Annotated in this window: 22 protein-coding genes and 1 tRNA gene; 5 read left to right on the forward strand and 18 right to left on the reverse strand. The window is 68.9% G+C overall.

Annotation, left to right across the window (positions count from 1 at the left end):
* Window positions 1-37: 37 nt before the first annotated feature.
* From WC493_RS02735 to WC493_RS02765, 7 genes are all read right to left on the reverse strand, one after another.
* Window positions 38-730: a response regulator gene (locus WC493_RS02735; protein WP_373062265.1), complete on the reverse strand. Its 693-nt coding sequence runs from the start codon at window positions 728-730 to the stop codon at window positions 38-40.
* Window positions 723-3,416 (reverse strand): ATP-binding protein, encoded by a 2,694-nt coding sequence (locus tag WC493_RS02740; protein WP_373062267.1) that lies wholly within the window; start codon window positions 3,414-3,416, stop codon window positions 723-725. The genes WC493_RS02735 and WC493_RS02740 overlap by 8 nt, the downstream gene beginning before the upstream one ends.
* Window positions 3,417-3,431: 15 nt before the next feature.
* Window positions 3,432-4,001, reverse strand: coding sequence for a potassium-transporting ATPase subunit KdpC (gene kdpC, locus WC493_RS02745; protein WP_373062269.1), 570 nt, complete (start codon window positions 3,999-4,001; stop codon window positions 3,432-3,434).
* A 14-nt stretch (window positions 4,002-4,015) separates the two neighbouring features.
* Window positions 4,016-6,055, reverse strand: a complete 2,040-nt coding sequence (gene kdpB / locus WC493_RS02750; RefSeq protein WP_373062271.1) for a potassium-transporting ATPase subunit KdpB — start codon at window positions 6,053-6,055, stop codon at window positions 4,016-4,018.
* A gap of 10 nt (window positions 6,056-6,065) precedes the next feature.
* A complete protein-coding gene (gene kdpA, locus WC493_RS02755) occupies window positions 6,066-7,769 on the reverse strand; it encodes a potassium-transporting ATPase subunit KdpA (protein WP_373062273.1) in 1,704 nt (567 codons plus the stop codon).
* A gap of 1 nt (window position 7,770) precedes the next feature.
* Complete coding sequence (gene kdpF / locus WC493_RS02760; protein ID WP_373062276.1) at window positions 7,771-7,860, reverse strand: K(+)-transporting ATPase subunit F; 90 nt, start codon at window positions 7,858-7,860, stop codon at window positions 7,771-7,773.
* Window positions 7,861-8,034: 174 nt separating this feature from the next.
* Window positions 8,035-8,120 (reverse strand) — tRNA-Leu (locus tag WC493_RS02765).
* A 123-nt stretch (window positions 8,121-8,243) separates the two neighbouring features.
* On the opposite strand from WC493_RS02765, the gene WC493_RS02770 reads away from it, so the two are divergent.
* Genes WC493_RS02770 through WC493_RS02780 form a run of 3 tightly spaced genes read left to right on the forward strand, consistent with a single transcriptional unit; the run spans window position 8,244 to window position 10,304 of the window.
* Complete coding sequence (locus WC493_RS02770) at window positions 8,244-9,173, forward strand: TraB/GumN family protein (RefSeq protein ID WP_373062278.1); 930 nt, start codon at window positions 8,244-8,246, stop codon at window positions 9,171-9,173.
* 49 nt (window positions 9,174-9,222) lie between these two features.
* Complete coding sequence (locus WC493_RS02775; protein ID WP_373062280.1) at window positions 9,223-9,825, forward strand: DedA family protein; 603 nt, start codon at window positions 9,223-9,225, stop codon at window positions 9,823-9,825.
* Window positions 9,822-10,304, forward strand: a complete 483-nt coding sequence (locus tag WC493_RS02780; protein ID WP_373062282.1) for a disulfide bond formation protein B — start codon at window positions 9,822-9,824, stop codon at window positions 10,302-10,304. The genes WC493_RS02775 and WC493_RS02780 overlap by 4 nt, the downstream gene beginning before the upstream one ends.
* Here WC493_RS02780 and WC493_RS02785 read toward each other — a convergent pair.
* From WC493_RS02785 to WC493_RS02795, 3 genes are read right to left on the reverse strand one after another with little or no spacing between them, the layout of a single operon-like run.
* On the reverse strand, window positions 10,295-10,783 hold the full coding sequence (locus WC493_RS02785) for a PaaI family thioesterase (protein ID WP_373062284.1): 489 nt from the start codon (window positions 10,781-10,783) through the stop codon (window positions 10,295-10,297). The two genes, WC493_RS02780 and WC493_RS02785, sit on opposite strands and share 10 nt — an antisense overlap.
* Complete coding sequence (locus WC493_RS02790) at window positions 10,776-11,288, reverse strand: PaaI family thioesterase (RefSeq protein ID WP_373062286.1); 513 nt, start codon at window positions 11,286-11,288, stop codon at window positions 10,776-10,778. Before WC493_RS02790 ends, WC493_RS02785 begins: the two co-directional genes overlap by 8 nt.
* Window positions 11,285-13,765 carry a mechanosensitive ion channel domain-containing protein gene (locus WC493_RS02795; protein WP_373062288.1) on the reverse strand — a complete coding sequence of 827 codons (2,481 nt, stop codon included), beginning with the start codon at window positions 13,763-13,765 and terminating at the stop codon, window positions 11,285-11,287. The genes WC493_RS02790 and WC493_RS02795 overlap by 4 nt, the downstream gene beginning before the upstream one ends.
* Window positions 13,766-14,006: 241 nt before the next feature.
* On the opposite strand from WC493_RS02795, the gene WC493_RS02800 reads away from it, so the two are divergent.
* Both WC493_RS02800 and WC493_RS02805 read left to right on the forward strand, forming a co-directional pair.
* Window positions 14,007-14,666 (forward strand): TetR/AcrR family transcriptional regulator, encoded by a 660-nt coding sequence (locus WC493_RS02800; RefSeq protein ID WP_373062290.1) that lies wholly within the window; start codon window positions 14,007-14,009, stop codon window positions 14,664-14,666.
* 40 nt (window positions 14,667-14,706) lie between these two features.
* Window positions 14,707-15,753, forward strand: a complete 1,047-nt coding sequence (locus tag WC493_RS02805) for an alpha/beta hydrolase (RefSeq protein ID WP_373062292.1) — start codon at window positions 14,707-14,709, stop codon at window positions 15,751-15,753.
* 63 nt (window positions 15,754-15,816) lie between these two features.
* Here the strand turns inward: WC493_RS02805 and WC493_RS02810 are convergent, their stop codons facing one another.
* The 8 genes from WC493_RS02810 to WC493_RS02845 all read right to left on the reverse strand — a co-directional run bounded on the left by WC493_RS02810 (window position 15,817) and on the right by WC493_RS02845 (window position 21,607).
* Window positions 15,817-16,692 carry an SDR family oxidoreductase gene (locus WC493_RS02810; RefSeq protein WP_373062294.1) on the reverse strand — a complete coding sequence of 292 codons (876 nt, stop codon included), beginning with the start codon at window positions 16,690-16,692 and terminating at the stop codon, window positions 15,817-15,819.
* Window positions 16,693-16,829: 137 nt separating this feature from the next.
* Entirely contained in the window at window positions 16,830-17,615 is a 786-nt protein-coding gene (locus tag WC493_RS02815) for a YdcF family protein (protein WP_373062296.1), read from the reverse strand.
* 3 nt (window positions 17,616-17,618) lie between these two features.
* Complete coding sequence (locus tag WC493_RS02820; RefSeq protein WP_373062298.1) at window positions 17,619-18,368, reverse strand: TIGR02186 family protein; 750 nt, start codon at window positions 18,366-18,368, stop codon at window positions 17,619-17,621.
* A gap of 1 nt (window position 18,369) precedes the next feature.
* Entirely contained in the window at window positions 18,370-19,293 is a 924-nt protein-coding gene (locus WC493_RS02825; RefSeq protein WP_373062300.1) for a sulfite exporter TauE/SafE family protein, read from the reverse strand.
* Between the two features lie 70 nt (window positions 19,294-19,363).
* Window positions 19,364-20,113 carry an SDR family oxidoreductase gene (locus WC493_RS02830; protein ID WP_373062302.1) on the reverse strand — a complete coding sequence of 250 codons (750 nt, stop codon included), beginning with the start codon at window positions 20,111-20,113 and terminating at the stop codon, window positions 19,364-19,366.
* Entirely contained in the window at window positions 20,110-20,844 is a 735-nt protein-coding gene (locus tag WC493_RS02835; RefSeq protein WP_373062304.1) for a glycerophosphodiester phosphodiesterase family protein, read from the reverse strand. The genes WC493_RS02830 and WC493_RS02835 overlap by 4 nt, the downstream gene beginning before the upstream one ends.
* Window positions 20,841-21,143 (reverse strand): hypothetical protein, encoded by a 303-nt coding sequence (locus WC493_RS02840; protein ID WP_373062306.1) that lies wholly within the window; start codon window positions 21,141-21,143, stop codon window positions 20,841-20,843. The genes WC493_RS02835 and WC493_RS02840 overlap by 4 nt, the downstream gene beginning before the upstream one ends.
* Window positions 21,140-21,607, reverse strand: a complete 468-nt coding sequence (locus tag WC493_RS02845) for a RidA family protein (RefSeq protein WP_373062308.1) — start codon at window positions 21,605-21,607, stop codon at window positions 21,140-21,142. The genes WC493_RS02840 and WC493_RS02845 overlap by 4 nt, the downstream gene beginning before the upstream one ends.
* Between the last annotated feature and the right edge of the window lie 24 nt (window positions 21,608-21,631).

Consider the following 21,631-nt stretch of genomic DNA (forward strand, 5'->3'; position numbering starts at 1 on the left):
ATATTATCCTGCCCGCGGCGGAATGCGACCGCCGGCCTCAGCCCTCTTCGGCCCGGACCAGGCGATAGCCGATGCCGGGTTCGGTCAGGATATAGCGCGGCCGCGCCGGATCGGGCTCCAGCTTGTCGCGCAGGTGGCCGATATAGACCCAGAGATATTGGGTCTGTTCCTCCTGCGCCGGACCCCAGACCTTGAGCAGGATCTGGCGGTGAGTCAGCACCTTGCCGGCATCCATCACCAGGACACGCAGCACATCCCATTCGCGCCGGGACAGTTTCACCGCCTGGCCGTTCACCGTGGCGGTGCGGGCGGCGGCGTCGATGCGCAGATTCTCGCTCTCGAACACGGGCTCGGGCGCGCTCTGCGCCCGGTGGCGCAGCGCCGTGCGGAGCCGCGCCAGCAATTCGCCGGTGCCGAAGGGCTTGATCACGTAATCGTCGGCGCCGAGGTCGAGGGCCTTCACCTTGGCCGCCTCGTCGCCCCGGGCCGAAAGGATCACCACCGGAACGGCGGACCAGGCGCGCAGCTCGCGCAGAACCTCGATGCCGTCGCGGTCCGGCAGGCCGAGGTCGAGCAGCACGAGATCGGGCCGCTCTGCGCCGAGGCGGCGCAGCGCGTCGGCCGCCGTCGCCGCTTCGAGCACCCGGTAGCCGTGGGTCTCGAGAACCGTGCGTAGCGTGCGGCGGATCGGTACCTCGTCGTCGACCACCAGGACGGTCGGCTCAGTCATCCGCCGGCGCCTCCGCCAAGGGCTCGATCGGCAGGGCGAAGCAGAGCCGGGTGCCGACTCCGCCGGGCCCCGCCAGCGCCTCGATCCGGCCACCATGGGCTTCGACGAAGCCCTTGCAGATGGCGAGGCCGAGGCCGGTGCCGGCGACCTGCCGGTCGCCCGCCCGCGCGCGGTAGAATTTGTCGAACACCAGGTCCCGCTCGCCTTCCGGGATGCCGCTGCCCTGGTCGGTCACCGCGGTCTCGACGAAATCGCCCGCGCGGGTGACGGCGACCGTGATCAGGCTGCCTTCGGGCGAATATTTGCGGGCGTTGTCGAGAAGGTTGATCAGCACCTGCTCGATCAGCGCATGGTCGAGGCGGAGCGGCGGCAACCCGGGCTCGATGTCGATCGCCACCTTGTGATGGCGAAGGATCTGGCCGGCCCGGCGGAAGGCGGTGCCCACCACGTCGGCCATCGAGGTCCAGTCGCGCTTGAGCTCCAGGACGCCGGCTTCGAGGCGCGTCATGTCCAGGAGATTGCCGACGAAGCGGTTCAGCCGCTCGCCCTCTTCCTCGACCGTCGCCAGCAATTCATCGCGCACCAGCGGCTCCAGCTTGTCGTGGTCGCGGCGGAGCGTGGTCGCCGCCGCCAGGATCGAGGCGAGAGGCGTGCGCAGGTCGTGGCTGATCGAGGCGAAGAGGAGGGAACGCAGGTGTTCCGACTGCGCCTTCACGCTCGCCTCGTCCAATTCGTCGACCAGGGCGACCCGCTCGATCGCCACCGCCGCCTGGTCGCACAGGGCGTCGACCAGGCGCCGCATGTCGGCCGACAGCGCCCGCCCCGACTCCTCCCCCTCGATGCCGATCACCGCGACCGGGCCGGAAGCGGTCTGCAACGGCAGGAACAGGCGTTCGGCGCCGGGCAGCGTGTCGGCCCCCTTGCCGGCGGGACGGCCATGGTCCCACGACCATTGCGCCGCCGCGCGTTCCGCCTCGGTCAGGTGGTCGTCCGGCGGATAGCCGGAACGGATGGTCAGCGAACCCGTCTCGTCCGGCAGCAGGATCACCACCTTGACCTTCAGCATCATGGCGAGCTGATAGACGACGGCCCAGAGCAGGTCGTCCAGCGCCCTGACCCCCGCCAGTTTCCGCGCGAAGGAATAGAGGGCGGAAGCCGCGGCCTCGCGCTTCCGGGCCGTCTCGGCCAGCAGGCGACTGCGCGCGGCGAGGCCCGAGAGCAGCACGGCGACGCCGAGAAAGACGAAGAGGGTGACGATATTGGCCGGGTCCGCCACCGTGAAGCGGTAGAGCGGCGGCATGAAGAAGAAATTGAAGGCCAGTGTCGCCAGCACGGCGGTGGCGAGCGAGGGCAGCAGGCCGAAATTCAACGCGGCCGCGATCACCGCCGCGATGAAGACGAGGGACAGGATCGAATTGGAATTCTCGCTGACCCCGGAGGCCAGATGGGCGGCGCCGGTGACGCCCGCGACCATCAGCGCGCTCCAGGCATAGGGCCGTGGATCGATGGCCCGGCGTTCGCGGGGCTTCGGCGCGGCCGGCTTCTCGCTCGCCTCGAGGTCGGGCAGGACATGGATTTCGATCGGGCCGGCGATGCGCAGCAGGCGCGAGACCGGCGAGGCGGAGATGAGCGCCTTCCAGCGGCTGCGCTGCGACTGGCCGATGACAATGCGCGTCACATTGCGCTCGGCCGCGGCGGCGACCAGGGCTTCCGCGGCATCGGTGCCGGGGAGCGACAGCGCCTCGGCGCCGAGCTGCTCGGCCAGGCGAAGGGTTTCGGCCAGGCGGTCGCGCGCGGCATCGTCCATCCGTTCGCTGCCCGGGGTCTCGATATGGACGGCGAACCAGCGGGCGTGCAGCCGCTCGGCGATGCGGGCCGCGGCGCGTATCAGGCGGGCGGACGACGGGCTCGGCCCGACGCAGACCATGAGGCGCTCGCCGACCGGCCAGGGCCCGGCGATCGCATGCGCCCGCATGTAATGGACCATCTGGTCGTCGACCCGGGCCGCCGCCTGGCGCAGCGCCAACTCGCGGAGCGCGGTCAGATTGCCGGGCGAGAAGAAATGGCGGACCGCCCGGCTCGCCTGGTCGCCCAGATAGACCTTGCCTTCGCGGAGCCGCTTCAGCAGGTCTTCCGGCGTGAGGTCGACCAGTTCGATCTGGTCGGCCTTTTCCAGCACGCTGTCGGGCAGGGTCTCGCGCACCCGGATCCGCGTGATCTGGGCGATTATGTCGTTCAGGCTCTCCAGGTGCTGGATGTTGACCGTGGTATAGACGTCGATCCCGGCCGCGATCAGTTCCTGGACGTCCTGGTAACGCTTGGGATGGCGCGATCCCGGCACATTGGTATGGGCCAGCTCGTCGACCAGGACGAGCTGGGGACGCCGTGCGAGGACGGCGTCCAGATCCATTTCGTCCATCATGCGGCCGCGGTAGTCGACCTGGCGGCGCGCCACCACTTCGAGGTCGGCGAGCTGGGCCAGGGTCTCACGCCGCCCATGGGTCTCGACCACGCCGACGACGACGTCGACGCCGTCGCGGCGGCGGGCATGGCCCGCCTCCAGCATGGCGTAGGTCTTGCCGACGCCGGGGGCGGCGCCGAGGAAGACTTTCAGCTTGCCGCGCCGCTCGGCCGCCGCTTCGGCGAGCAAGGCTTCCGGGGCCGGGCGGGCGTCTTCGTCCTGCAAGATGGGCTCCTGGGATCAGGGCGCCATCTTATCAAGGGCGAGGTTCAGCTCCAGCACATTGACACGCGCCTCGCCCAACACGCCGAACTGCCGGCCCAGGATATGGGCCGCGATCAACTCGCGCACCCGGGCCTGGTCCAGGCCGCGGGCGTGGGCCACCCGGGCGGCCTGGAAATAGGCCGCCGCGGGCGAAATGTCGGGGTCGAGGCCCGAGCCCGAAGTGGTGACGAGATCGACCGGGATCGGCCCTTCGGCGTCGGCACGGAGGGCGTCGACGCCCTGCTTCACGCGGTCCATCAGGGGCTTCGAGGTCGGCCCCAGGTTGGAGCCCGAGGAGGCCGCGGCATCCCAGCCGTTGGCACCCGCGGCCGAGGGGCGGGAATGGAAATAGGCGGCACCGGCGAAGCCCTGGCCGATCAGGCGCGAGCCGATGACCTGGCCCTTGGCGTCGGCCACCAGGCTGCCATGGGCCTGGTCGGGGAAGGCCGCCCCGGCGATGCCGGTGACCACGGCGGGATAGAGAACGCCGGTGATCGCGGTCAGGGCCACGACCAGCACGAGGGCGGGACGAAGAATCGAGAGCATGGTTACCTCCTTGCTCAAGCGAGGCCGAGGGCGGTGACCAGAAGGTCGATCGCCTTGATCCCGGCAAAGGGCAGCAGCACGCCGCCGAGGCCGTAGACGGCCAGGTTGCGGCGGAGCAGCGAAGCCGCCCCGACGGCCCGATAGCGCACACCGCGGAGCGCCAGCGGGATCAGCGCGATGATGATCAGCGCGTTGAAGATGATGGCCGAAAGGACGGCGCTCTCGGGCGTGGCCAGGCCCATGACGTTGAGGGCGCCGAGCTGGGGATAGGTCGCCGCGAACATCGCCGGGATGATGGCGAAATATTTGGCGACGTCGTTGGCGATCGAGAAAGTGGTCAGGCTGCCGCGGGTCATCAGCATCTGTTTGCCGATGCCGACGATCTCGATCAGCTTGGTCGGATCGCTGTCGAGGTCGACCATGTTGCCGGCCTCGCGCGCGGCCTGGGTGCCGGTGTTCATGGCCACGCCGACGTCGGCCTGGGCGAGGGCGGGGGCGTCGTTGGTGCCGTCGCCGCACATGGCGACCAGGCGGCCCTGGCCCTGTTCCTGGCGGATCAGGTCGAGCTTGTTCTCGGGCGTCGCCTGGGCCAGGAAGTCGTCGACGCCGGCCTCGGCCGCGATCGCCGCAGCGGTCAGGGCATTGTCGCCCGTGATCATCACGGTGCGGATGCCCATGGCGCGGAGTTCGGCGAAACGCTCGCGGATGCCGCCCTTCACCACGTCCTTCAGGTGAATGACGCCGAGCAGCCTGCCGTTGCGGGCGACGCCCAGCGGCGTGCCGCCGGAACGCGCGATGCGCTCGACCGCGACCGACCATTCCTTGGGCACGGCGGTGCCGTCGACCAGGGCCTGGATGGCGTCGACCGCGCCCTTGCGGATCGAGACGTCGCCATGGTCGACGCCGCTCATCCGGGTCTGGGCGGTGAAGGGCACGAAACGGGCGTGCAGCTCGCTCATCTCATGGGCGCGGATGCCGTATTTCTCCTTGGCCAGGACGACGATCGAGCGGCCCTCGGGCGTCTCGTCGCGGAGCGAGGCGAGCTGCGCCGCCGAGGCGAGGTCGAAGAGGTCGGTGCCCGGCATGGCGATGAATTCGGTCGCCACCCGGTTGCCGAGCGTGATCGTGCCGGTCTTGTCGAGCAGCAGGGTGTCGACGTCGCCCGCCGCCTCGACCGCGCGGCCCGAGGTGGCCAGCACGTTGAAGCGGATCAGCCGGTCCATGCCGGCGATGCCGATCGCCGACAGGAGCCCGCCGATGGTGGTCGGGATCAGGGTGATGAAGAGGGCGGCGAGCAGCACGATCGAGACGGTGCCGCCGGCATAGAGGGCGAAGGGTTCGATCGTCACCGTGGCGATCACGAAGATGATGGTGAGGCCGGCGAGCAGGATCGAGAGCGCGATCTCGTTCGGCGTCTTCTGCCGCTTGGCGCCTTCCACGAGGGCGATCATGCGGTCGAGGAAGGTGTTGCCCGGTGCCGCGGTGATGCGCACCTTGATCTGGTCGGAGAGCACGCGGGTGCCGCCGGTGACGGCCGAACGGTCGCCGCCGGATTCGCGGATCACGGGGGCGGATTCGCCGGTGATCGCACTCTCGTCGACCGAGGCGATGCCTTCGATCACCTCGCCGTCGGAGGGGATGATGTCGCCCGCGTCGACCAGCACCACGTCGCCCGCGCGGAGCTTGGTGCCCGGCACGCGTTCGACCGAACCGTCGTCGGCGAGCCGCTTGGCCACCGTCTCCGACCGCGTCCGGCGGAGCGAATCCGCCTGCGCCTTGCCGCGCCCTTCGGCGACCGCTTCGGCGAAATTGGCGAACAGCACGGTGAACCAGAGCCAGGCGGCGATCTGGCCGCTGAAGCCGGCAGGACCGCCGCCGGCGAGATCGCGCAGGAAGACCACGGTGACCAGCACCGAGACGACCTCCACGGTGAAGATCACCGGGTTGCGGATCAGCGTGCGTGGGTCGAGCTTGCGGACACTGTCGCCCAGCGCCCGGACCACGATGGCGCCGTCCAGCATGGAACGGCTGCGGTTGTCGTGTGTAATGGACATGGGGGGTTCCTCAGAAGGTCTGGCCGGCGGCGAGGGCGAAATGTTCGACCACGGGGCCGAGGGCCAGGGCCGGCATGAATTCGAGCCCGCCGACGATCAGGATGACGCCGACCAGCAGGCCGACGAACAGGGGGGTATGGGTCGGGAAGGTGCCGGCCGAAGGGGGCAGGCGCTTCTTCGCCACCAGCGAGCCGGCGACGCCCAGCATCGGCACGATCATCAGGAAACGGCCGATCAGCATGGTCAGGCCCAGCGTCAGGTTGAAGAAGGGCGTGTTGGCGGAGAGCCCCGCGAAGGCCGAGCCGTTGTTGGCACCGGCCGACGTATAGGCATAGAGGAACTCGGAGAAGCCGTGGGGGCCGGCATTGGCCAAGCTCTTCTGCGCTTCGGGCAGGATCGAGGCGATCGCGGTGAAGCCCAGCATGGCGAGCGGCAGCACGAGGAGGGCCAGGAATGCCAGGCGTACCTCGCGGCTCTCGATCTTCTTGCCGAGATATTCGGGCGTGCGCCCGACCATCTGGCCTGCGATGAAGACCGCCAGCACGACGAAGAGCAGGATGCCGTAGAAGCCGGCACCGACGCCGCCCACGATGATCTCGCCGAGCTGCATGTTGATCAGGGGCACGAGGCCGCCCAAGGGCATGAAGCTCGAATGCATCGAGTTGACGGCACCGCAGGAGGCATCGGTGGTCACGGTCGCGAAAAGGGCCGAATTGGCGATGCCGAAGCGGACCTCCTTGCCCTCCATGTTGCCGCCGTCGATGCCCATCGCGGCCATCAGCGGGTTGCCGCCGGCTTCCGCGCCATAGGCGATGGCGACGCCGGCCAGGAACATCACGCCCATGGCGGCCAGGATGGCCCAGCCCTGGCGCTCGTCCTTGACCAGGCGGCCGAAGGTATTGGTCAACCCCGCGCCGAGCGCGAAGATCGCCACCATCTGCAGCAGGTTCGAGAGCGGAGTCGGATTCTCGTAAGGATGGGCCGCGTTGGCGTTGAAGAAGCCGCCGCCGTTGGTGCCCAGCATCTTGATCGCGACCTGGGACGCCACCGGTCCCTGGGCGATCGTCTGCTGCGCGCCCTCGACCGTGGTCGCGGCGACGTAAGGATCGAGATTCTGCGGCATGCCCTGCCAGACCAGCACCAGGGCGAAGACCAGCGCGATCGGCAGCAGGACGTAGAGGGTGCAGCGGGTCAGGTCGACCCAGAAGGAACCGAGCGACTTCACCGAGGCGCGCGAGAAGGCGCGGATGAAGGCGATGGCCAGCGCGATGCCGGTCGCCGCCGAAGTGAAGTTGTGCACGGTGAGGCCGACCATCTGGCTGAAATAGCTCATGGTCGATTCGCCGCCGTAAGCCTGCCAGTTGGTATTGGTGGTGAAGCTCACCGCGGTGTTGAAGGCGAGGTCGGGCGGCACCGCCGGCAACCCTTGCGGATTGAAGGGCAGCACGTCCTGGAAGCGCAGCACGACATAGGTGACCAGCAAGCCGGCCAGGTTGAAGGCGAGCATGGACAGGGCATAGGCGATCCAGCTCTGTTCCTGCGTCGCGGAAATGCCGGATGCGCGATAGAGCACGCGCTCCACCGGGCCGAGGACGGGGGAAAGGAAGACGCGCTCGCCCGTGAAGAGACGGGCCATGTACCCCCCGAGGGGGCGAACGAGCACGAGGACGAGGGCGCAGAAGACGGCGATCTGCAGCCAGCCGTTCTGGGTCATGTCAGAACCTTTCGGGCCTGATCAGGGCGATCACGAGATAGACGAGGAGGAAGGCGGCAAAGACACCGCCGAGGACGAAATCGGTTTCCATGACCGCGCCCTCAAAGCCTGTCGCAGGCATAGGTATAGGCGACGCAGACGCCAAAAAAGGCGAGCGCCACCCCGACGAAGAACAGATCCATGACCGGTCTCCTGGATTGAGGCCTGCAGGCTAGGTTGGAGGAACCTAAAGGCGCGCTATGAGATTGGGAGAACACCGAAGAGGTGGTGCGGGCGGTCGGACTCGAACCGACATGTCCGTAAGGACGGCGGATTTTGAGTCCGCTGCGTCTACCATTCCGCCACGCCCGCGTGGCCTGACCGGCGGGGGCCGGCTGGCGAGGGTGGGATGATAGCGGGCGCGGGCCGGCGGTCAATGATCTTGGCGCCTCTCGTCAGGGCTGTTATAGCCGGTTCGATACCGGTGGAGGCGCGATGAGCGGGATCGGGATCAGGATCGCCGGGCGGCTCGGGGCTTTGGCGTTGGCGTGGCTGCTGTGGTTCGGTCCGGCGCGGGCCGAGCCGCCGCTCTGGGTCGTGCGCCAGGGCGATGCCACGGTCTATCTGTTCGGCACGGTGCATCTGCTGCCGCAGGACATCACTTGGCGTTCGGCGCGAATCGATGCGGTCTTCGCCGGGGCCGACACGCTCTGGGTCGAAACCGATACCAGCCTCGGCCTGACTTCGACGGTTTCCCTGCTGCGCTACGGCGTCTCGCTGTCGGCGCCGCTTTCGGCCCGGCTCGGCCCGGATTACGCCTTGAAGCTGGCGATGCTGGCCCAGAACCTCGGCCTCGATCTCCGCTCGCTCGAACACCTGCGGCCCTGGCTGGCCGCAACCATGCTCGAAATCGCGCCGGTGAAGCGCGACGGCTTCGATGCGGCGTCCGGGGTCGACGTCTCGCTCGAGGCCGAGGCGCATAGGCTCGGCAAGCCGGTTCGCCGGCTGGAGACCATGAGCGAGCAGCTCCGCATTTTCGCCGACCTGCCGGAAGCCGACGAGCTCGCGATGCTGCGCGAGGCGATCGACCGTGCCGTCGAGGCGGCGGGACAGGCCGTGGAGGGGCAGGCGCCAGAGGGGCAGGTGGCAGGCGGCAGCGACCTTCGCGCCCTCGCCTTGGCCTGGAGTGCCGGCGACGTCGAGGCGCTGCAGGGCCTTCTCGCGGCCGAACTGCCGCCCAAGAACAGTCCGTTGTACGACGCCCTGCTGCGCCGGCGGAACCATGCCTGGGCCGAGCGCATTCAGGGCCTGCTGGCGGAAGGCCATGGTACCAGTTTCATCGCCGTCGGGACGGCCCATCTGGTCGGGCCGGACAGCGTGCAGTCGATGCTGGCGCCGCTTGGCTTGCAGGCGGAAAGATACTAGGAACAATCGTTGCGATGCGGCATGGCGCCGCTCTCGAGGGCCCGGGCAGATGGAACAGTGGATCGCCGGTGTGATGGCCGATTTCGGCCATGCCGGCGTGTTCTGGCTGATGGTGGCGGAAAACCTGATTCCGCCCCTGCCTTCCGAAGTGATCATGCCGCTGGCCGGCTTTGCCGCGGCCAAGGGGCAGCTCGACTTCGTCACCGTGGTGCTGCTGGCGATCGCCGGCACCACCCTCGGTAATCTGCCTTGGTATTTGGCCGCGCGCCGCCTGGGTGCCGAACGGCTGGCCGAAGTCACGGCGCGCCACGGCCGCTATCTCCTGCTGCGCCCGGCCAATGTCACCACTGCGGTTGCCTGGTTCGAGCGTTACGGCGTCCTCTTTGTCTGTTTCGGGCGCCTGGTGCCGGGCCTGCGCGCCTTCGTCTCGGTGCCTGCCGGCCTCGCGGGCATGGGCGTCGTGCCCTTTGTTCTGTGGTCCGGCCTCGGCTCGGCCATCTGGGTCACCGGGCTCGCTTGGCTCGGTTTCGTGTTGCGGGAGCATTGGAACGTGATCGAACGGAATCTGGAGCCGGCGGCCGGCATCTTCTTCGCCGCCCTGGCCCTGTTCGTCCTGGCCTGGGTCGGCCTGCGCCGGAGTCGCCTGTCGTGAGGCGCGGCCGGACTTATCGGCAGGGTGCACTGCTCGTCATCGCCGGCTCCGCGGCACTGCTGGGCGGGGCCTTCGCCTTTCAGATTTTCGGCGGGCTCGCGCCCTGCGAACTCTGTGTCTGGCAACGCTGGGCCCATGGCGGCGCGATCGCCAGCGCCATGGTCGCGTTCGTGCTGCCGCGCCGGCTCGGCTGGATCGGCCTTGGTCTCGGCGTGCTCGGCCTCGTCGCCAGTGCCGGGATCGCGGTCTTCCACGTCGGCGTGGAGCAGACTTGGTGGCAGGGCCTCGCCTCCTGCGGCGGGTCGAGCGGTCCGGCGGCCAGCGTGGCCGACCTGTTGGCCCAATTGGAGGTGGCGCCGGTGGTGCGTTGCGGCGACGCCGCCTGGTCCTTCCTCGGCCTTTCGATGGCGGCCTGGAACGCCCTGATCTCGGCCGCCCTGGCGCTCGCCGCCGTGCTGTTCGGGCGCCGTCAGGCCTGATCGGTCGGCGTTTCCGCGTCGCTGCCGCCGGGCAGCAGGAAATGGCCATGGGCCGTGGCGATCGGCCGGGCCGGATCCTCCTGCCAGGCTTCGACGCGGACATTGGCGATGCGCCGCCCGTGCTTGGCCACGACGGCGCGGGCGAAGGTGTCGCGTGGCCGGCCCGAACGCAGGTAGTCGATCGTGATGTCGATCGTCTTCGGAATGCCCGGCTCGGCCATGTCGGCGATCAGCTGGGCGATCGCGGTCATTTCCAGGAAGGCGCCGATGGTGCCGCCGTGCAGGGCGGGCAGCCGCGCATTGCCGATCAACTGTTCGGCGAAGGGCATCTGGGCGACGATCCGGCCGCCGTCGTCCAGCGCGCCGGTGACGCCCAGGAAGCGGGCGAAGGGAATCGCCTGCATCAGGCGGCGCAGGCTGTCGGCATCCATCGGCTGGGCGATCGGCAGGCGGTTCGGGGGCGCTTCCTGCTCAGCCATGGGCTTGCTCCTTCCGCGCGGCAGCGGGGGGACGGGGCCCGCCCGCCCGGTTGGCGCCGACCATGAAGGTGGCGACCGAATGGGCGATGGCGTCGTCCCGGTCGCCGTGATGGGCGAGGCCGCGCAGGAAGGCGATGCTGCGCGTCATGCGATAACATTCCGCCTCGACGATGACGGCGAGCCCGGGCTTGGCCGGCTTCAGATAGTCGATCCGAAGGTCCAGCGTGGCGACGCTGGTCAGGGTGGTCAGGGCGCAGACAGTGGCGGTGCCGAAGGCATTGTCGATCAGGGCGGTGATGATGCCGCCGTGTAGCACCCCGGTCTCGGGGTTACCGACCAGGTCTTCGCGCCAGGGCAGGCGCAGCGTGGCGCGCGCCGGGCCGACGTCGACCACTTCCATGCCCACGGCGACGGCGAAGGGGATGGCGGCGAGCAGCATATGCTTGTTCTCGCCGATCATTTCGCCGATCACCTTGGGCCGTTCGGCCTCGCCACCGTCGCTCATGCCTCGGGCTCCTTCTTCTCGTCATGGTGGCGCGTATCGAGGATGCGCTGAAGGATCGCTTCGAGCTTCTCGAGGTCGCGGGTCTTGAAGTTGACCTCGGACTGCTGGAACGGAATCTCGATGTTGCGCTCGCGGAAGGCGCTCTCGATCGCATACATGAGTTCGGTACGCACCGTGAGCCCGTCCTCGATGTTGGCAATGAAGCAGCGCAGCTCGAAATCGAGGGAACTCGCGCCGAAGCTCTGGAACAAGACACGCGGCTTGGGGAAGGACAGCACGGCCTTGTGGCCGGCCGCCAGTTCGAGCAGCACCTTCTCGACTTCCAGCGGCTCGGTGCCATAGGCGACGCCCACGGGAATGTCGATCCGGCCGAGCTTGTTGCGCAGCGTGTAGTTGACGATCGACTGCGAGATCAGCTCGCCGTTCGGCACGATCACGGTGGCGCGCTTGAAGGTCTCGATCTCGGTCGCGCGCACGTTGATCCGCTTCACCGTGCCCTCGGCGCCGCCGATCACAACCCAGTCGCCGACCTTGACCGGCCGTTCGACCAGCACGATCAGGCCGGAGATGAAATTGTTCACGATGTTCTGCAGGCCGAAGCCGATACCGACCGAGAGCGCGCCGGCGATGATCGCGATATTGGAGAAATTGATGCCGGCGACCGAGACGGCGATGACCACGCCGATGGTCGCCCCGGCATAGCCGGCGGCCGATTTGATCGAATTCTGCACGCCGGGGTCGAAACGGGTCTGCGGCAGGATCCGCTTCTCCAGCAGGCGCTGGACCATGCGGGTCAGGCGGAGCGCCAGGATGAAGACGGCGATCCCGAGGAAAATGTCGGTCAGCGAGATGGTGAAATTGCCGATCTTCAGGCCGGAGATGCCGGTCCTCAGGAAATCGGCGATATCCTCTTCCGGCACGCCGGCCGAAGGCAGGAAGACCAGGAACAGGACGATCGCCAGGACGACGTTGAAGAAACCGGCGATCCAGAACTGTGCGATCCGCCCCGAATCCTCGGACAGCCCGATCGCCTTGCGGACTTGGCGCAGCGCCCCTTGCTGCGCCCCGATCATGGCCCAGGTCATTTCGCCGACCACGGTCGACAGGGCGGAGAAGACGCCGAACAGGGCGCCCGCGAGGATGATGTTCCGGGTGATATAGTCGGACAGGTTGTAATAGCCGGCCAGCGCCGCGATCGGTATCGCCAGGACGAGCAGGCGGATCAGCCGCCGGGCGACGACATAGAGGCGGGGATCGCGGGCATCGCTCTCTTCTTCCTCGCCTTCGGCCGGGGTCTCGTCGCGCAGCCAGGCGCGGTCGCCCAGCAGGGGCCACAGGCCGAAGGCCACGGTCGAATTGGCGAACAGATTGACCAGGGCGCGGAAGGCGTCGTCGGCGTCGGGAATGTGGAAGGCGATCCACACGAAGCCGTTGATGCCCAGCATGACGGCGAGCAACTGAAGCCGCGAGTCGAGCCGGTCGGCGCTGTCCTCGGTCAGGCGGGCGACGCGCCAGGCGGGCAGATGGGGCTGCAGGGCGACATGGGCGAAGCCGCCGATCACGAAGAAGATCGAAAGCCCGACGACGAAGCCGCGCAGGATCGTCTCGAGATCGCCGAACAGGAGCCCGTGGGCTTCGAGCGAGACATAGACCGAGACCAGCGCCAGCACCGGAATGGCCGAGGAGGCGAGGCCGGCCGCGCTGGCGGCGAGCACGCGGCGGCCGTAGGTCGGCGCCTCGATGTCGCTGCGCGGTCCGCCCCGGCGCAGCAGCCAGCGCCGGATCGGCCAGCCCAGGATGGTGGCGACCACGCTGACCAGCAGCACGGTCGGCCAGGCCTTGGCCACTTTCTCCGGCGTGCCCTCGGTCTGCCACCAGAGGGCGGGGGCGGCGGCCAGGGCGGCCAGCGCCTCGGCCGCCTGGGGAATGCCGTCGCGCCAGAGCTGGAGCGAGAAGGGAGACGTCTCCTTGGCCATCACCTTGGCGGCGATCCGCTGGCGCGCGGTTTCGGTCGCAATCGTCATCAGGGCCTCGGCCCGGGCGGTGATCACTTGGGCCCGCTTGGCGCGGCCGTCGTAATCGGCGATGTCGGCGTTCAGGCTGGCGCGCTGGCGGGCCAGTTCGGGCGCTTCCTTCACCGTGTCGTCGGCGGGCGGCGGGCCGAGCGCGTCGAGGAGCTGGCGCTTGTCGTTCACGCTCGACGTGGCCGCGTCGGACAGCGCCTTGGCGTCGTTCCGGATCTTTTCGAGCTGGCTGCGCGCCGCCGTCAGGTCCTCGTCGGAAATGCCGGTGACGGCCAGCGCGGTTTCGAGCTTGTCGAGGGCTCCGGTCCAGGTCGTGATCTGGCTCGTTACCTGACGGCCGTCCGTCGGCAGGGGGGCGCCGGCCAAAGGTTGGCTGGGGCTGTCCTGGGCGCTGGCCGGTGCTGCGACCAGCGCCGCGGCAGCCAGGGCGAGGGCCAGAAGGGGACGACGCAAACGGTGGATCATGGGCCCGACGGAAGAAGATCGAGTGCGGACACTAGCGAGCGCCCGCCCGCGCGACAAGCCGCGTGGGTGCCGACCTGCGTGGCGTTTGACGACGGCGTCATTTTCGTGATGATGGGCGCGCATCGGGGGTGAGACGGTGGATCTTGAGGGCGACAGGGTGGATATCGAGGCACGCGGCCTCCGCGCGGCGATGGCGGGGACGGCCGATCCCCGGCAAGGGGACCGGGCGATGACCGAGGACGCCGTCGACGGCGAGCCGGGCGACGGCGTGCCCGCCGGCAAGCGGGCCCAGACCAAGGCGATGAATCGCTCGCAGATTCTGGCCGCTGCGCGCGAAGTCTTCGCCGAACTCGGCTACGAGGCGACCACGGTGCGCGACATCATCCGGCGCACCTCGCTCGCCTCCGGCACCTTCTACAATTACTTCCCGACCAAGGAGGCGGTATTCCGCGCCGTGGTCGAAGAGAGTGCACGCCACCTGCGCCAGCGCTTGCGCGCCGAACGCCGCTCCGCGCGGAGCTTCGACGAATTCTGCTTCCAGGCCTATTCCACCTATTTCCGCTATGTCGTCGAGGATCGGCCGACCTACGACCTGATCCGCCGCAATGTCGCCGCCATCGCTTCGGTGTTCGAGAGCCCGGAACTGGCCGAAGGGCGCGACGAATTGCGCGAGGATGTGGCGGACGCGGTCGTGCGCGGCCTGCTGCCGGCGGGGACCGACGTCGAATTCCTGACCCTGGCGGTCCACGGCATCGCCGTCAATCTGGCCGGCCGCATGATCGAGACGGGCGACAACGACGTCGAACGGGCCGCGCGTTTCGCCGCCGGGCTGCTGATCGGGGGCGTGGCCGGGGCCTGTGCCGCCGTCGCGGACCGCACCAGGACCTGAAGCGCCGGGGCACACCGGGCCACACGAGGAGAGCCGGACCGTGGGTAAGATTCGCCGATTTCTGGAAAAATGGCTGGTGACGCTGCTCATGCGCCTGCCCCGCTCGTGGCTGGTGCGCCTGTCGGGCCGGCCGGCCTGGCAGCTCGAGGGCAAGACGCTGGATCCCCAGGTGCAGTTCCTGCTCGCCCTGGCGGCCAAGCGCCCGCCTCTCGACCATCTGCCGGTCGAAGACTCGCGCCAGGTCTACCGCGACATGGCCTATAGTTTCGGCGGTCGCGCGCGCCGCGTCGCCCGGGTCGAGGAACGCCGCATCCCGGGCCCCGGCGGCGACATTCCCGCCCGCCTCTATGTGCCGGAGAATCTGCCGGCCGGGCCGGCACCGCTGCTCGTCTTCTTCCACGGCGGCGGTTTCGTGATCGGCGACCGCGAAGCCTACGACCTGCCTTGCCGCCGTCTGGCGGACGAGGCGCGTTGCCTCGTGCTCTCGGTCGAATACCGGCTGGCGCCCGAACATATATTCCCGGCCGCGATCGACGACTGCATCGCCGTCTGGCGCCATGTCACGGCCATGCCGGGCGATTATGGCGCGGATCCCGCCCGTATCGGCGTCGGCGGCGACAGTGCGGGCGGCCATCTCTCGGCCGTCGTCTCGCAGCAGGCGAAAGTCCTGGGCCTGCCGCTGCCCCGGCATCAGTTGCTGATCTATCCGGTCACCGACATGACGCGGGACTGGCCCTCGCACAAGACCTATGGCGAAGGCTTCCTGCTCACGGCCGAGCTGATGACCTGGTTCATGGCCAAATTCCTGCCCGCCGGGACCGACATGGCCGATCCCCGGGTGTCGCCCGGGGCGGTCGCCGATCTTTCCGGCCTGCCGCCCGCGACCCTGGTGATCGCCGGTTTCGACCCCCTGCAGGACGAAGGCCGGGCTTACGGCGAAAAGCTCGGCGCGGCCGGCGTGCCGGTCAAGCTGATCGCCTGCGACACGCTGATCCACGGGATGATCTCGCTGCCCGGCGTGGTCGACGCCGCCGACCGGGCGCTGTCCGACATCGCCGGCGAAATCCGCCGCGGCCTCGCGGTCTGATCGAAAAAGAAGCTGCCGGTCAGGGCGGAATGAACGTTCATTCCGCCCTGGTCTTTTCTGCGATCAGGCGCTTCGCGAAGCTTTATCGCGGTCGTTGGTCGCCTTGATCATGTCGCGGATCATGCCCCATTGCTCGGCCGTCACCGCGTCGAGGGCGCTGAAGGTGCCGCCGCCGGTGAGCCATTGCCCGCCGTCGATCGCCATCACTTCGCCCGTGATGTAGCGGACTTCGTCGGCCATCAGGAAGGCGGCCAGATTAGCGAGTTCGGGCAGTTCGCCGATCCGGCGCAGCGGCACGGTACGGCCGGCGTCCTTCAGCCCGTCGATCGGCAGCAGGCGCTTGGACATGCCTTCGGTCGGGAAGGGGCCGGGGCAGATCGCGTTGAGGCGGATGCCGCGCGGCCCCCATTCGACCGCCAGGCTCTTGGTCATGGCGGCGACGCCGGCCTTCGACATGGCCGAGGGCACGACATAGGGCGAGCCGGTCCAGACCCAGGTGGTCAGGATCGAGACGACGGACGCCGGGCGCCCCTCGGCCAGCCAGCGCTTGCCGCAGGCCAGCGTCGTATAGAAGGTGCCGTGGAAGACGATATTGGCGATGGCGTCGAAACCGCGGGGCGACAGGTCCTCGGTCCGGCTGATGAAATTGCCGGCGGCATTGTTGACGAGGCCGTCGAGCGGGCCCCGCGTGGTCCAGAGCTGGTCCAGCGCCTCGTCGATCGCGGCCGGCACGCGGATGTCCACGGCCTGGGGCACCACCGTTCCGCCATGGGCCGCGGTCAGTTCCGCCGCCGTCTCTTCGAGCAGGGCGCCGCGCCGGCCCCAGATCACCACCTCGGCCCCGAGTTCCAGGAATTTCGCGGCCATCGCCTTGCCGAGGCCGCTGCCTCCGCCGGTCACCAGGATGCGCTTGCCGGCGAAGAGATCGTTTTTGAACATTATTTGCCTCCCCGGAGCCGATTGCCGATTCAGGGAATCGGCAATCGGCTCAGATGTCTTGATCGAGCGCGGATCCGCGCCCGACCGCCGGACTCTGGCAGAGAGCGGTGGTCGCGGGAAGCAGGACTGACTTTCCGTCAGGGCAGCAGCGTGTCGGTATAGCCGGCCAGGCGATAGGCGACGAGACCGATCCATTCGCGCGAGGCATGGAAGGATTCGGTCAGGGTACCCAGCACGTCGAGCGGCCGCCAGGCGGCCTCCGGCCCTTCGGTCAGCGGATCGACCGGCCAGGGGATCACGTTCCAGCCGGCGGTCCGGAAGATCGCCACCGAGCGCGGCATGTGCAGCGCATTGGTGACCAGGATCCAGGGTTTGCTGGCGATGTCGCCCGCCACCTCGCGCGCGACCAGCTGGTTCTCATAGGTATTGCGCGACACGGTGGTGACTTTCACCCGGGCCGGATCGATGCCGAGCCGGGGCAGGAGGTCGCGCGCGACGTCGTTCTCGGTATAGGTCGGCGTCCCCAGCGCTCCATAGCCGCCGGCATAGATCACCGGCACGCCGGGGAAGCGTCCGGCCAGGGTGGCGGCCCCGGTCAGGCGCCCGGCGCCATAGGTCAATACAGGGATGCCCCAGGCTTCCGACTTGTCGGAATCGACGCCGCCACCCAGCACCACGATGCCGGCGATCTCGGCCGGCAGCTCCGGATGGGGCGGAAAGCGGCGCTCCAGCGCCGCCGCCGCCATCGGGCCGAGCGGTGTCGCCGCCTGCAACAGCAGAAGGACGAGGGCGCTCCAGGCCAGGGCATTGCCGGTCCGCCGCAGGGTGACGAGCCGGCACAGGAGGGCCAGGGCCGCCAGCACGCAGGTGAGCGAGATGGGCGCCGCCAGCATCCAGAAGATCTTGGAGAGGACGAAGAACAAGGCTCAGGTCTTTCTGAAGACGACCGCTGCCAGCCAGCCCATGGCGATGGCGACGGCGATGGCGGCGATGCCGTAGAGGGCGGGGTAATTGTTGGCCGATTTGTAGATCCAGCGCTCCAGCCCGGTCTTGTCGACGAAGAGGGCGGAGGAATTGGCGCCGATCAGCGTGCCGTCCTTGAACAGATAGATCTCCACCTTGTAGCTGCCGACCGGCACATTCGAGGGGAAACCGAATTCCGCCTTGAACAGGCTGGGGCCGAGGAAGGTGACCGGCTGCGCCTGGGCCGGGAACAGGTCCTGGCGCCCGCGCAGGCGGAGCAGGGCGGCGCGGAAATCCTGGGCCTCGGCATCGTCCGCGGCGGCACCGCGTGGGCGGAGCTTGAGGGCGTCGAGGCCGATCTGCTGGCGCGCCAGGTCGGGTTCGGCGCCGATCTCGGGAAGCGGCCGGGTCGAGGCCACGGAATAGAAGGCCGGCACGCCGTCGAAAGTGCGGACGTCGGTATTGATCCAGATGCCGAAGCTCCGCTCCTTGCGCCGCACCCGGATCGACTGTTCCGGCCCGCGCAGCACGATCACCACGTCGCGCTTGCCCGGTCCCTCCGGAATGACCGAGCCGAAGACCAGAATCGACGAGCCGGTGAAGCTCGAGGTGATGGCGATCAGGCGCTGCGAGAGGTCGGTCACCAGGCTGTCGGCCCGGGTCGCCGCCGGCGCTGCCAGCAGGGCGAGGAGCAGGAGCAGCAGGCGGCGCATCTCAGCGCGCCCCGCCGATCAGGCTGATCGAGAAGATCTCGTTCGGCCGGATCAGGAGATCGACCGCCAGGCGCATGCCGACCGCGAGCACGAGAAGGCTCAGCAGGACGCGGAGCTGCTCGCCCTTGAGCCGGAGCGAGACCCGGCTGCCGAATTGCGCGCCGATCACCGAGCCGACCAGCAGCAGGCTGGCCAGCAGGATGTCGACCGACTGGTTGGTCCAGGCCTGCAGGAAGGTGACCGAGGCGGTGACGAAGATCATCTGCAGGAGCGAAGTACCGACCACCACCTGGGTCGGCATGCCCAGCAGGTAGATCATCGCCGGCACCAGGATGAAGCCGCCGCCGACGCCCATGATGGCCGAGAGCACGCCGATGAAGAAACCGATGCCGAGCGGCATCAGCGCACTGATATAGAGGCGCGACTTCCGAAACCGCATCTTGAAGGGCAGGCCATGGATCCAGGTGTGCTGGTGCAGCTTGCGCCGCCGCACCCGCCCGCGCTGCTGGCGCCACAGGGCATTGGCCGATTCGACGAACATCAGACCGCCGATCGTGCCGAGGAAGATGACATAGGCGATCGAGACCACGACATCGACCGTGCCCGCCTTGCGCAGCACCGCGAAGGCCCAGGAGCCGAGACCGGAGCCGACCAGGCCGCCCGCGGTCAGCACCAGGCCCATGGGCACGTCCACCGTGCCGCGCCGCCAATGCGCCATCACGCCCGAGACGGAGGAAGCGACGACCTGCTGCGCCCCGGTGCCCACGGCGACCGGGGCCGGCACGCCGATGAAGATCAGCAAGGGCGTGATCAGGAAGCCGCCGCCGACGCCGAACAGCCCGGACAGGAAGCCGACCGCACCGCCGATGCCGAGCAGCATGAAGACGTCGACCGACAGTTCGGCGATAGGCAGGTAGATCTGCATCGGCACTCGAAGGCAGAAGGGTGCCGGCCATTATGGGGACGCCGCCCGAAATGGCTAGAGCGCTTGTGCTTCAGCGCCCGCCGCCGACCTCCAGCACCGCCCCCGTGACATAGGAGGCGGCCGGCGAGAGCAGGAAGAGCACGGCGGCCGCCACTTCGTCCACCGTGCCGGCGCGGCCCATGGGAATCTGCGGCGCCAAGCGTGCCGGCCGGCCGGGATCGCCCGCCTCGGCATGGAGATCGCTTTCGATCAGGCCGGGGGCGACGGCATTGACCCGGATCCCTTCCGCCGCCACTTCGCGGGCGAGGCCGAGGGTGAAAGTGTCGACCGCGCCCTTCGAGGCCGCGTAATGGACCCATTCGCCCGGGCTGCCGAGCTGGCCCGCCCGCGACGAGACATTGACGATGGCACCGCCCGCGCCGCCCCGCGCCGTCGAGAGGCGGCGCACCGCCTCCCGTGCCGCGATCATGGTGCCCGTGACATTGACCGCCAGCACCCGTGCGGCAACCGCGGGATCGAGCTCGGCGACGCGGGAAAAGCCGCCGGTGATGCCGGCATTGTTGACCAGACCGGCGAGCGGGCCGAGGCGCGCTTCCGCCGCTTCGAACAGGCCGGGAATGGTGGCGGCATCGCCGATGTCGGCGGCGAAGGCGGCGGCCCTGCCGCCCGATGCTTCGATTTCCGCGACCAGGGCTGCGGCCGCGGCGGCGTCGCGGGCGTAGTTCACGGCGACGGCATAGCCGGCGGCCGCGGCCTGGCGGCAGATGGCGGCGCCGATGCCGCGGCTGCCGCCGGTCACCAGCAGCAGGCCGGGGCTCACGGGCGGAAGCCTTCGAAGATGATGTTGTCGGCGAAATCGGCGGCGCGTTTGCGCTCGGCCGGGGTGCGCACGGTCCAGGTCAGCAGGGGCAGGCCCTGGGCACGGGCGCGCCGGGTCGCCCGGTTGGGCACGGCATTGATGTCATAGGCGATGAAATGGGGCCGCACGAAGCGGTTGAACAGCATATGGGTGAGCACCCATTTCTCGTGCAGCTTCAGGGGTTCGTCGTCCATGCGGAAATCCATGGCGATCTGGCCGCGGCGGACCTGGGGGGCATGGCGCCTGAACCAGAGCAGCGACTGCGGATTGAAGGACTGCACGGCGAAACGCCCGCGGTAATCGGCCAAGGCCGCCGCGGTCGCGGCCTCGAGCGGGCCGACCTTGCCCCGCGCGGCCTTCACCTCGATCAGGAAGGGCACCCGCCCGCCGACCAGGGCCAGTACCTCGGCCAGCGTCGGGATGGTCTCCGCCGTGCCGAACAGGTGCAACGCGGAAAGTTCCGCCGCCGGCCGCTCGTCGACCCGGCCCGTTTCGCCGGTCAGGCGCGGCAGGGTGTCGTCGTGGAACACCATGGGCACGCCGTCGGCCGAGACCTGGATGTCCAGCTCGATGGCATAGCCCGCCTCGGCCGCGGCCAGGAAGGCGGCGCGGCTGTTCTCGGGGATGCCCTTCGCCTTGTCGTGCAGACCGCGGTGGGCGACCGGGACACGGGTCAGCCAGTCCGGCATCATGATGGCAGAACCTCCGTCTCGGCCAGGACCGAACCCCGGGCGTAACGATAGAGATACCAGGCCAGCGCGGCCGCCTGGACGAACAGGCCGGCCGGCGTCGGCGTCAGCAGAAGGCCGAGCAGGAAGAGCCCGCCCGCCTGCACCACGGTCGTCCGGATCAGGCGGCGGTGGTCGTCTTCGGGCGGCAGGCGGCCGGCCTTGGCATAGGCGACGAAGGCGCCGATGCCCAGGCTGAGCAGCGCCAGCACCATCCAGCGATAGGCTTGCAGGGCGGGCGTGTCACCCTTCGGCAGCATCATTCGAACTCGAAGATCGCCTCGACCTCGACCGCGGCGCCGAGCGGCAGGGCATTGGTGCCGACGGCGGAACGGGCATGGCGCCCGGCGTCACCGAAGACTTCGACGAAGAGGTCGGAGGCGCCGTTGGCGACCTTCGGCTGGTCCACGAAGCCATCGGTGCAGCAGACGAAGGCGACCAGCTTCACGACCCGGCGCACCCGGTCGAGGTCGTCGTCCAGCGCCGCCCGCGCCTGGGCGATCAGGTTGATGGCACAGAGCCGGGCGGCGGCATTGCCCGCCGCGGCATCCAATTCGGCGCCCAGCTTGCCCTTGACCAGCCCGCTCGGCCCCATCGGCAATTGCCCGGAGACGAAGAGCAGGTTGCCCGAGACGACGAAGGGCACATAGTTGGCGACCGGGGCGGTCGGGGTCGGCAGGGTGATGCCGAGGTCCCGAAGCCTTGCGTCGATCCGCGAAATATCCATGACAGGTCCTCTCTCGTCTCTTTC

It is taken from the genome of Zavarzinia sp., assembly GCF_041650655.1.
In the GTDB taxonomy this organism is placed as follows: Bacteria; Pseudomonadota; Alphaproteobacteria; order Zavarziniales; family Zavarziniaceae; genus Zavarzinia.